Source organism: Sphingomonas sp. DMC6 (assembly GCF_056314225.1).
Window position 1 is genome coordinate 53,688 of the sequence record NZ_JBQUYT010000004.1, and the last position, 13,833, is coordinate 67,520.

Genomic DNA, 13,833 nt, shown 5'->3' on the forward strand with positions numbered 1-13,833 from the left:
CGATGTGGACCTACCATCCCGATCTGCTGGCGACGCCGGTGCCGCGCTACACCAGCTATCCGACTGCGGCAGAGTTCGGCGACGCGATCGGCCATGACGACATGGCCGAGGCGCTGGATGCGGTGGACGAAGATGCGCCGCTGTCGCTCTATCTGCACATCCCCTTCTGCCACGAGATTTGCTGGTATTGCGGCTGCAACACCGGCGCGGCGAACAAGGTAACGCGGCTCAACGCCTATCTCGACCGGCTGCACGAGGAGATCGCACTGGTTGCGCGGCGGTTGGGCGGGCGCGGACGGGTCGGACGGATTGCGTTTGGTGGCGGTAGTCCCAACGCGATCACTCCCGAAGCGTTTGAGGGACTTGCCGCGCATTGCCGCACCGCCTTCGGGGCAGGAGCGCCAGTATTGTCGGTCGAAGTCGATCCGCGCGGGTTCGATAGCGCCTGGGCCGACGCGCTGGGGCGTACGGGCGTTTCCCGCGTGAGCCTGGGCGTCCAGACCTTCGATCCCGCGATCCAGGCGGCGATCGGCCGGGTGCAGCCGCGCGAGAGCATCGCCGAGACGGTGGCGTTGTTGCGTGGCGCTGGCGTGGATTCTATCAATTTCGACCTGATGTATGGCCTTCCGGGTCAGACAACCGAAAGCCTGCTGGCGTCGCTGGACGAAAGCGTGGCGATGGGAGCCGATCGCCTTGCGGTGTTCGGCTATGCGCATGTGCCGCACCTGATCCCCCGCCAGCGCCGGATCGACGCCAGCGCCTTGCCCGATGCCGCCGCACGCTTCGCCCAGGCGGCGCTGGCGCATTCTACGCTGATTGCGGCGGGCTATACGCCGGTGGGCTTCGACCATTTCGCGCGGCCCGGTGATGCTATTGCCATTGCCACCCGCGAGGGCAGGCTGCGGCGCAATTTTCAGGGCTTCACCGAAGATCCGGCCGATATTCTGATCGGGCTCGGCGCGACGGCGATCAGCGCCTTTCCCGACCGGCTCATCCAGAACGAGAAGAATAGCGGCCGCTGGCATCTGGCGGTGGGGGCGGGGCGCTTCTCCGCTGCGCGCGGCCTGCACCGCAGCGCAGAAGATCAGCGCCGCGCTGCTGCGATCGAGGCATTGCTCTGCCAGGGGCGCGCCGATCTGTCGGCGATTTCGGGCCGACCCGCGATCATCGCGCGGCTTGCGCGGTTCCAGGCGCTGGGGTTGATCCGCTGGGAGGGCACCGCGCTGGTGCTGGGAGAGGGCGCGCTACCGTATGCGCGGGTGATCGCCAGTGCGCTTGATGCCTATCGCGGTCCGGAAGCCGCGCGGTTCAGCAATGCGGTTTGACGCCGCCTTTGCCGCCGCTGCGGTGCTGATGCTCGCGGCCGCGCCGGTGCTGGCGGCGCCGACAGAGCCTGGGCTGCGCCTCGGCTATTGCGGCTTGGGCGGCGCCCCGGGGGAGGTGCCGATCCCCGGCAAGCCCCGGCATCCGCGCGACGAGAAATGCGCGCTTGCTTGCCACGCGGCGGCGGTGCGCAAAAAATATCGCAGCGAAAAGCGTTGCCGTTGATGGGGGAAACGGCCCTCTTTCCCCGGATTTTTCCCGGTATAGCCAAGGTTCAGTGAGACGCTGTAGAGAGGCCCTCGTTGTTACGCGGCCGGGCATGATTCCGGCCGCTTGGGGATTCCTGCATGTCGCGTCCGGTTTTTTTCGATCCAACAGGTAGTCGCAAGCGCTGGACCTTCCGCGCCGTTATCGCGCTGATCATCGTGGTGTTGCTGACGGCCGTAGTGTTCGCCGCGACGATTTTGAGCGTTACGCCGGCACAGGATCTGGCGGTCCGCTGGGAAAATGCGCGGCCGGCCGCGATCCGCTCGCTCAATGCCCGGGGGCAGCAGCGTACGGCTCGCTGGCTGCCTGCGGCATCGAACCGCACGCCGGGTGCCCCGCTGACCGTGGGCTTCTATGTGCCCGACGATCCCGCCAGCGCGGATTCGCTCCGGCGCAACATTCGCGATCTCGACTGGGTGGTGCCCGCGCTGGTGACGGTGACCGGGCCGGACCACAAGATGCAGATCGTCGATGATCCCAAGTTCAGCAGCATCATGGCCAATGCGCGCCGGCCGTCGCGCGTGCTGCCAATGGTGCAGAACGTAACCGATGCGGCGTGGGACACGGCTGGTACTGTAAAGCTGCTGGCCAGCCCAGTCGCGCGCAAGAAGCTGGCAAGCGACCTTGCCGCGATGGTGATGGCGAAGAACCAGGCCGGCGTCGTACTCGACTTCGAAAGCCTGCCCGCCAGCGCCTTGTCGGGTTATATCCAGCTGCTGGGCCAGATCAATGCCGCGCTCCCCAAGGACAAGGTGGTGGCAGTGACGGTCCCGGCGGGCGATTCGGACTGGAATCTGAAGCGTTTCGCAGCCGCCGCCGATCGCGTGATTCTGATGGATTATGACGAACATTGGGGCGGGGGCACAGCCGGCCCGATCGCCTCGCAGCCCTGGTTCGTCGAGCAATTGCGCAACGCCGTGCGCGAAGTCGGCACCAGCAAGCTGATCGTCGCGCTGGCCAGCTATGGCTATGACTGGCACGGCAAGGACGTCGACCCGCTGAGCATCGAAGAAGCATGGCAGGCGGCGCGGGATAGCGACGCGACCGTCACCTTCGACAAGGTCAGTGGCAACAGCGCCTTCGCCTATGACGAAGACGGCGAGCATCACGAAGTGTGGATGGTCGATGCGGCCGCGACCTGGAACCAGTTGCAGGCCGTGCGCGCCATGGGTGTGGGCAGCGTCGCTGTTTGGCGACTGGGCCGTGAAGATGCGGGCATCTGGCCGGCGCTGATCAGTTTCCGGAACGGCGGCGTTCCCGACCTTACGCGCATGGTGCCCGCCAGCGAGCCCGAAGTGGACGGCAATGGGGAAATCCTGCGTGTCGTAGCTACCCCCGCCGTCGGCCGCCGCGAACCGGTGTTCGACAAGGCCCAGATGATCCGCGACGTCACCTATCCGGTGCTGCCCACCCCCTATCGGGTGGTGCGGACCGGCGCCTCGAAGAATCTGGTGGCGCTGACGTTCGACGACGGCCCCGACCCGAACTTCACGCCGCAGATTCTCGACATTCTGAAGCGTGAACAGGTGCCCGCCACCTTCTTCATCATCGGCGAAAATGCATTGCAGCACCCGTTGCTGCTGCGCCGCATGGTGGCGGAGGGGCATGAACTGGGCAATCACACCTATACCCACCCGAATCTGGCGCTGGTTTCCGACCAGAGCACCCGGATCGAGCTCAATGCCACGCAGCGGCTGGTACAGGCCTATACCGGGCGCGGCATGCGGCTGTTCCGTGCGCCCTATTTCGGAGACGCCGAGCCGACCACCGCAGACGAACTTGATCCTGCGTTGGCTGCACAGAAGCTGGGCTATACCGTTGTCGGCCTGCACGCCGACCCGGACGACTGGAAGCGGCCCGGCACGCAGGAAATCATCGACAGCGCCGTCAATCAGGTTCTGAGCGCCACGCCCGACCGGTCGGCAAACATCGTCCTGCTCCATGATGGCGGCGGCGACCGCAGCCAGACCGTCGCGGCGCTGCCGGTGATCATCCAGAAGCTGCGGGCGGCGGGCTATCGCTTCGTGCCCGTGTCGCAGCTTGCCGGCCTTTCCTATGACGCGGTGATGCCGCAGATTCAGGGCGAGGATCTGCTGGCGGTGCGGGCGGATATTGCCATCTTCATCGTGCTTGCCGCGCTCGCTTCGGGCCTGCGCTGGATGTTCTTCATTGCCATCACGCTGGGGATCGCCCGCGCGCTGATCCTGGCTGCGCTCGCCTTGCGCCAGCGGCTGCGGGAGCGCGGCACGCCGCCCGAGTTCGTGCCCAGCGTTTCCGTCATCATTCCGGCCTATAATGAGGAGCGGGTTATCGAGGCGTCGGTGCGCCGCGTACTCGCCAGCGACTATCCCTCGATCGAGCTGATCGTCGCCGATGACGGGTCGAAGGACCGGACCAGCGAAATCGTCGCGGCGGCGTTCGGCGACGATCCGCGCGTGACGCTGCTTACGCTCCAGAATGGAGGCAAGGCCTCGGCGCTGAACCGGGCGCTCCAACAGGCGAAGGGCGAGGTGATCATCGCGCTCGATGCCGACACCCAGTTCGAGCCGGAGACGATCGGCCGCCTTGCGCGCTGGTTTGCGGATCCGAAGCTGGGCGCAGTCGCCGGCAGTGCGCAAGTGGGCAACCGCGTCAATCTGGTCACCCGCTGGCAGGCAGTCGAATATATCACCGCACAGAATCTGGAGCGGCGCGCGCTTGCCGGCTTCAACGCGATCACCGTGGTCCCCGGCGCGGTCGGTGCCTGGCGCCGCGTGGCGCTCGATGCGGTGGGCGGCTATCCCGAAGATACGCTGGCCGAGGATCAGGACCTGACCATCGCGATCCAGCGTGCGGGCTGGCGGGTAAGCTATGACCCCGACGCCGTGGCCTGGACCGAGGCGCCGGAGAGCTTCAAGGCGCTGGCAAAGCAGCGCTATCGCTGGGCATTCGGCACGCTGCAGTGCCTGTGGAAGCATCGCGGGCTGTATCGTGAGCGTACCGCCCTCGGCCTCGCCCTGATCGGCCTCCCCCAGGCATGGGTGTTCCAGATCCTGTTCGCCGCCATATCGCCGCTGATCGACCTGGCGCTGGTGACGGCGATCATCGCAACCGGCGTGCGCATCTGGCAGCATGGCTGGGAACAGACCCAGGGAGATGTCGGCACCATGGGCATCTATTGGCTGGCGTTCACCTCGATCGACGTGGGCTGCGGCTGGGTGGCTTACCGGCTCAACAGCCGGCGATTGCGCTATCCGGCCATCCTGCTGGTGATGCAGCGCTTCGTTTATCGTCAGCTGATGTACTGGGTGGTGCTGCGCGCGATCAGTTCGGCGCTGGGCGGCTGGTGGGTCGGCTGGGGCAAGCTGGAGCGGACGGGGCGGGTCGGTTCGGGCGCAGGGGCGCAGGCGAGCTGAGTCCTGCCGGACTGATCCTTAGTATATTGTCGAAAAGGGTGCAGCGGGCGGCTCCGTTTGCGGATTTGCGTGCTTCCGCGTGTGCGAGGCGCTGCATTCTTGTGACGTAACTTGCAACAAACTTGATATATGTTTCGAAAATTCCTTTCCTTTCCGCGCGATAGCGGCTTGCATGCAAACGCGGACGGGCATAGCCATTGCGGCGTGAAGAACGAACTGATCGAAGTAATCGACCGCGCTTCGCTATTCCTGAAGGCGCTTTCGGGTCGTAGCCGGCTTCTGCTGCTGTGCCACCTGCTGGACGGCGAGAAGTCCGTAGGGGAATTGGCGCGGCTGACCGGTGCGCGGGATACAGCGGTGTCGCAGCAGCTTGCGCTGTTGCGACGCGAGGGCATGGTATCCGCACGCCGCGCAGGGCAGATGATCTTCTATTCGCTGGCGAGCGCGGATGCGCGGCGCATGCTGGAATCGCTGCACGGCCTGTTTTATCCACGCGAGCCCGAGGCGCCTTTCGTGGCGGCCGGCACGGAGTCGGAAACGGTCTGAACCGTACCGTCTGCCGTTACTAGGATTAGCGCCGCGCACGATCGATAACGCTGCGGGCTGCGGGGACCAGCAGATCGGTTGCGCGGTTGGAGCGCATCCGGTGCCAGCCGAACAGGTCGCCGATAGGACGCTTTGCCTGTTCACGAGCCACCTCCTCGGTCGCATCCGAGGCGTCGCCGCGCCGTGCCGCCACGCGGGCAAGCCGGTCCCGCTCCGGCGCTTCCAGCCAGATGCCGGTAAAGGGAACGCGCGCCTGCGCCGCGAGCGCTTCCGCCACCTCGCGCTCGCTGCGGTTGAGGAACACGGCTTCCAGGATCACGGCGTTGCCGCAGCGCAGATGGTCGTCCGCCGATTCGAACAGCGCTTCGTAGGTCTCGGCATCGTTGCGGCGCGTATAATGCGACGCCGGCAGGCGAGTCTCAGGCGGCAGGCCCGCCAGCCGCTTGCGGAACACATCCGATCGCAGCACGCGCGCGCCGGGGCGCTGCCCGATATGGCCGCCGAGCAGCCGGGCGAGCGTGGACTTGCCGGCCCCGGACAAGCCGCCGATCACGACGAGTTGCGGCGGGGCGGGGGCGAGCATCGCGTCGATCGCCGCAGCATCCTCCAGATGGAGCGAAAGAAACAGCGGCAGCAAGGACCAGCCCGTCGCCCCCTGGGGAGAAATGTCGAGATAGCGATTGGCGACGATATTCGCGTCGCCCGGTCCGGATTCGCGCAGAGTTGCCGCCAGATGGCGGGCGAGCGCGTACAATATATCTTCCTCGCGCCCGTCGATCCGGCGAACGCGGCCTGCCCGGGCGCGGCGTTCGATGTCTGCGGCGTGGATGGTGACGGCGCTGTGCTGGGCGGGAGTGCGGGCGGCGTGGAGCAATGCCTGACGGAAGGCTGCCGAACTGGCGACCCGATCCGCAGCGGCGTGGCTGCGGCCAAGGGCGTCGGCCTGCTCGTGCAACGACCGGGGATCGGGCGCCACTTGCAAGGGAGCGCTCCTGAAAATTCCTGTCCATCTCGCGGCCACTGCCGCCATAGGTCTGCTCCCTGGAACGCCGACCGTTGATCCGGCCTTGCGCGCTCTCTTTTTATAGGCGTCAAACCTGAACGGGAGCGTACCGATCAGGTCTTTTGCATCGCTGCCGCGACAAAGTGTCAGACGACAGTGCCGAACGACGGCTTTGCGACGAACGGCGACTGTCGCGCGTCCGAAAACCCGCTCGTTCGCTCTTCACGGCACTGCGCATACCCCATGGGTACGCCCGGAAAATGGGAGCTGAACCTTGCGATTTCCAGAGGCTGTGGCGGATAATACCGGATGTGCTGATGGCGATGGTACGGAGTTGATAGCGCTATCATTTTCTTGCTGCTAGAAGCGGGGCAAGCGGCGAGCGACCGCAGGGGAGAGCAGGTGCATGAAGCGATTCGGACTCACGATGCTGCTGGCGGTGGCGGCCCTGCTGATGCCGCATCGGCTGCATGCGGAAACCGGGTACGACCTTTGGCTGCGCTATGCCCCCCTCGACGAAACGACCCGTACGACACTCGCCCGGCAGTTGCGCTATATCGTGCTCGGCGACGACAGCCCCACCTCGCACGCAGCCGAGGCGGAACTGACCCGCGGCCTGGGTGGCATGCTGGGCACCGCCCCCGAGCGGCACCGCGCCGTGGACGGCGATGGCGGCATCGTCGTGGCGACGAAGGGGGCTCCGCTGCTGCGCGGCATGAACCTCCCGCTCGCGCCACTGGGCCGCGAAGGCTTTCTGCTTCGTTCGGTCACCATGAACGAGCACCGCGTGACGCTGGTTGCGGCGAACAGCGATGTCGGCGCGCTCTATGGCGTCTTCCGTCTGCTGAAGCTGGTGCAGACCCGGCAGCCGATCGCCGCGCTCGACCTGGCCGATTCACCCCGGCTGCAACTGCGGGTGCTCGACCATTGGGACAATCTCGATCGCACGGTCGAGCGCGGTTATGCGGGCCAGTCGCTGTGGGACTGGCAGAAGCTGCCCGGCTATCTCGACCCGCGCTACACCGATTATGCCCGCGCCAATGCGTCGATCGGCATCAACGGCATGGTGCCGAACAATGTGAACGCCAGCGCCGACAGCCTGACCCCGCTGTATCTGGCCAAGGCGCGGGCGCTGGCGGGGGTGTTCCGCCCTTATGGCATTCGCCTCTACCTGACCGCGCGCTTCTCGGCGCCCATCGAAATCGGCGGGCTGAAGAGTGCCGATCCGCTCGACCCCGCCGTCCGCGCCTGGTGGAAGGCGAAGGTCGATGAAATCTACGCGCTGATCCCCGATTTCGGCGGCTTTCTGGTCAAGGCCAATTCGGAAGGCCAGCCCGGCCCGTCCGACTACAAGCGCAGCCATGCCGATGGCGCCAACATGCTGGCCGATGCGCTGGCGCCGCATGGCGGCGTGGTGATGTGGCGGGCCTTTGTCTATTCGGCGACCAACGACGCCGACCGCCACAAGCAGGCCTATGACGAGTTCGTGCCGCTCGACGGCAAGTTTCGCGACAATGTGCTGCTCCAGGTCAAGAACGGCGCGATCGACTTTCAGCCGCGCGAGCCCTTCCATCCGCTGTTCGGCGCGATGCCGAAGACGCCGCTGATGATGGAAGTGCAGATCACCAAGGAGTATCTCGGCTTCGCCACGCACCTCGCCTATCTGGGGACGATGTGGGAAGAGGTGCTGCGGAGCGACACCTTCCGCCCGACACAAGGCAGCACGGTCGCCCGCACGCTGGAAACGCCCGTCGCGCCGGGTGCGCCGACCGGCATGGCCGGGGTCGCCAATATCGGCAGCGACTTCAACTGGAGCGGATCGCAGTTCGACCAGGCGAACTGGTACGCCTTTGGCCGGCTGGCATGGAACCCGGAGGACAGCGCCGCCGACATCGCGCGCGACTGGGCGCATCTCACCTGGAGCAACGACCCGGCAGTGGCGGACCCGATCGTCGCGATGATGCTCGAATCGCGCGAATCGGTGGTGAATTATATGACGCCGCTGGGGCTGGGCCATCTGATGTCCACCGATCATCATTATGGGCCGGGGCCCTGGGTATCGAACCTGACCCGGCCCGAATGGAACCCGGTCTATTATCACCGCGCCGATGCCAACGGGATCGGCTTTGACCGCACGCCAAGCGGCACCAACGCGCTGGGCCAATATGCGCCGGAGCTGGCGAAGCGCTGGGGCGACCTGAAGACGGTGCCGGACAGCCTGTTGCTGTGGTTCCACCATGTCCCCTGGGATTATCGCATGCGCTCCGGCGCAACGCTGTGGGACAGCCTGATCGCGCACTATGACACCGGCATCGCCACGGTGGAGGACATGCAGCACCGCTGGGCCGGGCTGGAGGGCAAGGTGGACGCGCGGCGCTGGGCCGAGGTCCGCGATTTCCTCGCCATCCAGCGCGAGGAGGCGCAGTGGTGGCGCGATGCCTCGATCGCCTATTGGCAGTCGGTCGCGAAGCGCCCGCTGCCGGCCGGCCACGCCGCACCGCCGCAGCCGCTCAGCTATTACGAGGCGATCCGGAGACCGCACGCGCCGGGGAGTAAAGATTGAGCGAAACGGGGCCAGTTTCGTGAAGGGGCTGCCGACCGAAGTTTAGGAAGTTTAGGCCCGCGCGTGTTTCGGCGCGGGCTCGCGGCGGGGCCGGTGCGGGGGTGCTAAGTTTAGGAAGTTTAGGCCCGCACGCGTTTCGGCGCGGTCTCGCGACGGGCCGGTGCGGGGGGCGAAGTTTAGGAAGTTTAGGCTCGTGCAGCTTCGTTGCGTGTTGCCCGCTGAAACACGAATCGCGGCCGTGAAGCGTGTCGCTTCGCGTGCAGGAGGGGGGCGAACGAGATCAAAGAGCGGCCGGCCGACGCCAGCATTTGTGGAACATATGGGGACCGTTACTGCGGGTGCAAGACGGCTGTCGCCGCGTTTGACGGTGCGGGTTGTGATCGCTGCGGATGCCTTGGGTTGGGACCAAGATGCCACTTCAGAGAGATTGGGCGCACGGCAGTTCGTGTCAGAAAAGGACAGCCGCGATTGCCTGATCGCGATGGCACACGGCAAGAGAAGCGCGCGGGTCCAACTGCATAGTAGCGGAATATCGATGCCCATGACGAGCCAGCAACTCTCCCAAATCGAAGCCTCTGCGGAAGGGTTCATCAAACTCGTCAGCTCCCTAGGCGCCGTCGTTTTGGAGTGGGCCTGGTGCGAACTGGTGTTGCAAGCAGGCTGGCTCCCGCACGCATCCATTCCCCCCGAGTTGATCGCCGAGGCGGCGGACGTGCAAGACGCCGACAAGCGGTTGCGCGAGTTCTATGGAGAGAACTGGCCAAGAATCGAGATGAGTCTCCGGGCATCTGTCGACGAAAGCGATGTCGATTTGGAAGCCAAGAAAGCGTTTGATGAATGCCTTCGAGCGCACACTCTTGGCCTTTATCGCGTAGCACCGGCAGTTCTGTTTCCGCAAATCGAACGGGTCACTCGTGACGCATTGCTTCCGAATGCCATGGGCGCCAGCGCCGCAAATCAGCTGTTTAAGGCGTTAGGCAGGCTTGGCGCGTCGGAATTTACTGTTCCTGGCGTAAGCGGCGTCCGGCTCTACAAAAAGTTGGCGGAGCATCTCTATAAGCAGGTCCGCACGCCTGCGGAGGTGCAGGAAGCCTGCCTCGATTCGGTGCCGAACCGCCATGCTGCTCTCCACGGTCGCGTAAGCTACGCATCCGAAAAATCGAGTCTCAACATGTTGATCATGACGGATTTCATATTCGACGCGATTTCCAAGGTGGCGCGTGAGGATAGTGCTGCCAAGTTGTGTTAGGCTCACACTCTTAGCATCAGCATGGGGGCGACCGGGTGGCGCGCATTTTCCTCGCCGTGGGACACTGGATCTACGACTTTCAGACGCTGATTACCGGACTGCTCGCTGTGGGAGCTGCGCTCTACGCGGCCCGCTTTGCACAAAAGCAGGTCAACGCGGCGAACTCGCAAATCGAAGTCGCGCGCGAGCAGATAGCAGCAGCCAAGGACCAAGCAGATCATGATCGGGCAGCGCGGTTGCGAGCGGCTCGCGCATCCCTGCCGACCGCATTGAGTTCAATTTGCGAGTTTGCTCAAGAGGCCGGCGAAGCGCTGTATGCCGCCTGGCCAGTAGCGGCAAAGCTCTACCCCTTGGACCATGATCCAAATTCCGTCCAACCCGTAACAGCCGACGTGCCGCTATTTCCCTACGAACTTCTGGATTCGCTCGAGAAGATCGTCGAGCTGACTGACGCCGAGGACGTCGCCGAGCGCATCGAGAGCATCCTTCGGGAAGCTCAGATTTTCTCCGCCCGCACACGGCCTTTGGTTGCCGGGACCGACATAAACACCGATCTGCTGGCAATCCACATCGTCCAGGCTGCAGCTCTTTATGCCCGCGCTGAATCGCTGTTCACCTACGCACGGCGTAAGACGCCGGGCGTAAATTCTGCAAACCTGTGGGACCGTGTGTTTGCTGCCCTATCGTTAATGCGAGTTTACGAGCCGGCTATTCTTGAAAAAGCGCGAAAACAGCGCGAGCAAGGGCTCCCCCCCGGGGAAGCAGATAGCGTCGAGCCCGAGTGAAGCGTGTCCCGGAGCGACCGCTCTTGGATTTGCGGCAGACCATTCGAACCTCGAAAATTGAGGCTTCTGGCTGCCCGAAAGCTCTGGCACGTACGAATTCCGGCTCTGGCATAAGGCGCCGTCCCCGCAGGCGAATCGAAACGGCGTAAGTTGGTCGTTACCCGACAAGCGACCTCCACAACCCCTACGTCCGTTCTCGCATCCCGCCTCACCGCAAGGCAGGGCGGTGACCCAAGCCACCGCCCCGGCCCACATCATCGCACCGTCAGCGTCGTGCTCTTCAGCGTCGCGGAGTCCGGCCCGGCGGAGATGGTGAAGGTGCCGGGCTCGACGACATGGCGCATCTGGCTGTTCCACAGCGCCAGATCGTCGGGGGTCAGGGTGAACCGCACGGTCTTCTTCTCGCCCGGCTTCAGCGTTACGCGCTCGAACCGCTTGAGTTCGATCACCGGGCGCGTCACCGACGCCTCGTCGTCATGGACATAGAGCTGGACGACCTCGTCGCCGGTGACCTTGCCGGTATTGGTCACGTCCACCTCGACCGTCGCCTTGTCGGCAATGCCGATCGTGGGCGTGCCCAGCCGCGGCGCCGCGATGTCGAAGCTCGTGTAGCTCAGGCCATAGCCGAACGGGTAGAGCGGGCTGGTGTCGCCGAACAGATAGCCGCGCCGCGCGCTCGGCTTCTTGTTATAGTAGATCGGCAACTGGCCGACATTGCGGGCGATCGACACCGGCAGCTTGCCGCCCGGATTGTACCGGCCGAACACCACATCGGCCAGCGCATTGCCGGTCTGCTCGCCCAGATACCAGCCCTCGATCAGCGCCGGCGCCTTTTCCGCCAGATAGTTCACCGAATAGGGGCGGCCGTTGAGCAGGATGACGACCACCGGCTTGCCGAGCGCGAAGATTTCCTTCGCCAGCCTGTCCTGCGGCCCCGGCAGGTCGAGCGTCTCGCTGTCGCCCAGATGGTTGTCGGCCCATGCCTCGCGGCTCACCGCTTCATTGCCGCCGAGCACCAGCACGACGACATCGGCGTTCTTCGCGGTTTCCACGGCCTGTGCGCGGAGCTGGTCGTTCACGGTATCGGGCACCAGCGCGACATCGTCCTGCGACCAGTTGCGGTGCGTGGTGATGCGGATGCCCTCGGCATAGTCGACGCCGAACTTGCCCTTGCCCTCGGCCTGCATCGCTTCGAGCACGCTGACGACATGGTTGGGCAGGTCTGAATAGCCGCCGATCGGCGTGTCCTTGGCATGGGTGCCGATCACCGCCATCCGCTTGATGCCCTTCGCGTCGAGCGGGAGCAGGCCCTGCGCGTTCTTCAGCAGCACGATCGATTCGCGCGCCGCCTGACGGGACAGGGCGATCGCTTCGGGCGTGTTGGTGCGCGCGGCGGCGAGCTTCACGTCGGGATAGGGGTTTTCGAACAGCCCGCCTTCGAACTTCATCCGCAGCACGCGGCGCACGGCATTGTCGATCTCGCCCTGGCTGATCCGGCCTGCCTTCACCAGCTCGACAAGGTGGGTATAGGCCTCGCCATCGGGGGTTTCGACATCGACCCCGGCGTCCATCGCGCGCTGGGCGGCGTCCTTGGGATCCTTGAACATGTGGTGGCGGGTGATGAGTTCGCGGATCGCGAAATAGTCGCTGACCACGGCGCCCTGGAAACCCCATTCGCCGCGCAGCACATCGGTCAGCAGCCATTTGTTGGCATGGCTGGGGATGCCGTCGATCTCGTTATAGCTCGCCATCACCGACATCACCGGCAGCGTCTTCACCGCCTGCTCGAAGGGCGGGAAGAAATCCTCGCGCAGCGTGCGTTCGCCCAGCGAGGCGGGGCCGACATTGGTGCCGTTTTCGGGCTGGCCATGGCCGGTCATGTGCTTCAGCGTGACGAACACCTTGTCGGGTGCGAGCGGCAGGGTGGTGCCCTGAAAGCCCCGGATCGCGGCGAGACCCATCTGGGTGACGAGATAGGGATCCTCGCCATAGGTTTCCTCGATCCGGCCCCAGCGCGGATCGCGGGCGACATCGACCACGGGGGCGAGGACGAGATTGGCGCCGCGCGCGCGGGCTTCCCTGGCGGCGGTCGAGAAGATGTTCTCGACCAGTTTGGGATTCCAGCTGCTCGCCAGCGCGATCGACTGCGGGAAGCTGGTGGCGCCCGGCGCGACGAGGCCGTGCAGCGACTCCTCGTGCATCAGCATCGGGATGCCAAGCCGCGTCTTTTCCACCGCCCATTTCTGCGCGGCATACACATAGCGCGCGGTTTCTTCCGGGCTGCGGTTGACGTCGCCCGCATTGGCCCCGGCGGCGGTCGTCTGGCCGGCCGCGACGCCGCGCCGGTCATAGGGGCGCGAGATCATGCCGAGGCCGTTGGGGAAATTGGCGCTCGCCTTGGCGGGATCGAACTCGCCCTTCACGTCCTGGATCAGGCCCTTGTTCAGCCACAGCGCCTGCAGCTGCTGGACCTTTTCCTCCAGCGTCATCCGCGCGAGCAGGTCGTCGATGCGTGCTTCCACCGGCGCGTGCGCATCCTTGTAGAGCGGGGCGGACTGGCGGGTTGCCTGTGCCAATGCCGGCGCGGGCAGGGCAAGCGGACTGAGTGCGGTTGCCAGAACGGCGAGCGCAGCGATGCGGCGGAATGAACGCATGTTCCTCTCCTTCAGGATCCCCGGCGACGCTGGCACGCGCGTCGCTCT

Annotated in this window: 9 protein-coding genes; 7 read left to right on the forward strand and 2 right to left on the reverse strand. The window is 65.2% G+C overall.

Annotated features, from left to right (window positions below):
* Nucleotides 1–2: 2 nt before the first annotated feature.
* The 4 genes from hemN to ACT53M_RS10900 all read left to right on the forward strand — a co-directional run bounded on the left by hemN (nucleotide 3) and on the right by ACT53M_RS10900 (nucleotide 5,531).
* Nucleotides 3–1,325: an oxygen-independent coproporphyrinogen III oxidase gene (gene hemN, locus ACT53M_RS10885; RefSeq protein ID WP_476233835.1), complete on the forward strand. Its 1,323-nt coding sequence runs from the start codon at nucleotides 3–5 to the stop codon at nucleotides 1,323–1,325.
* Nucleotides 1,315–1,548: a hypothetical protein gene (locus tag ACT53M_RS10890; protein ID WP_476233330.1), complete on the forward strand. Its 234-nt coding sequence runs from the start codon at nucleotides 1,315–1,317 to the stop codon at nucleotides 1,546–1,548. The genes hemN and ACT53M_RS10890 overlap by 11 nt, the downstream gene beginning before the upstream one ends.
* A gap of 122 nt (nucleotides 1,549–1,670) precedes the next feature.
* Entirely contained in the window at nucleotides 1,671–4,985 is a 3,315-nt protein-coding gene (locus tag ACT53M_RS10895) for a trifunctional glycoside hydrolase family 18/polysaccharide deacetylase/glycosyltransferase family 2 protein (protein ID WP_476233331.1), read from the forward strand.
* A 204-nt stretch (nucleotides 4,986–5,189) separates the two neighbouring features.
* The gene (locus tag ACT53M_RS10900; RefSeq protein ID WP_476233332.1) at nucleotides 5,190–5,531 is read left to right on the forward strand and encodes a helix-turn-helix domain-containing protein; all 342 of its coding nucleotides are present in this window, start codon (nucleotides 5,190–5,192) and stop codon (nucleotides 5,529–5,531) included.
* A 25-nt stretch (nucleotides 5,532–5,556) separates the two neighbouring features.
* Here ACT53M_RS10900 and ACT53M_RS10905 read toward each other — a convergent pair whose 3' ends face one another.
* Nucleotides 5,557–6,507: a P-loop nucleotide/nucleoside kinase family protein gene (locus ACT53M_RS10905; RefSeq protein WP_476233836.1), complete on the reverse strand. Its 951-nt coding sequence runs from the start codon at nucleotides 6,505–6,507 to the stop codon at nucleotides 5,557–5,559.
* Between the two features lie 433 nt (nucleotides 6,508–6,940).
* On the opposite strand from ACT53M_RS10905, the gene ACT53M_RS10910 reads away from it, so the two are divergent.
* The 3 genes from ACT53M_RS10910 (at nucleotide 6,941) to ACT53M_RS10920 (ending at nucleotide 11,131) form a co-directional block, all read left to right on the forward strand.
* Complete coding sequence (locus ACT53M_RS10910; protein ID WP_476233333.1) at nucleotides 6,941–9,097, forward strand: alpha-glucuronidase family glycosyl hydrolase; 2,157 nt, start codon at nucleotides 6,941–6,943, stop codon at nucleotides 9,095–9,097.
* Nucleotides 9,098–9,473: 376 nt separating this feature from the next.
* On the forward strand, nucleotides 9,474–10,346 hold the full coding sequence (locus tag ACT53M_RS10915; RefSeq protein ID WP_476233334.1) for a hypothetical protein: 873 nt from the start codon (nucleotides 9,474–9,476) through the stop codon (nucleotides 10,344–10,346).
* A 35-nt stretch (nucleotides 10,347–10,381) separates the two neighbouring features.
* Nucleotides 10,382–11,131, forward strand: coding sequence for a hypothetical protein (locus tag ACT53M_RS10920; protein WP_476233335.1), 750 nt, complete (start codon nucleotides 10,382–10,384; stop codon nucleotides 11,129–11,131).
* A 254-nt stretch (nucleotides 11,132–11,385) separates the two neighbouring features.
* Here the strand turns inward: ACT53M_RS10920 and ACT53M_RS10925 are convergent, their stop codons facing one another.
* The gene (locus ACT53M_RS10925) at nucleotides 11,386–13,785 is read right to left on the reverse strand and encodes a glycoside hydrolase family 3 N-terminal domain-containing protein (protein ID WP_476233336.1); all 2,400 of its coding nucleotides are present in this window, start codon (nucleotides 13,783–13,785) and stop codon (nucleotides 11,386–11,388) included.
* Nucleotides 13,786–13,833: the final 48 nt, after the last annotated feature.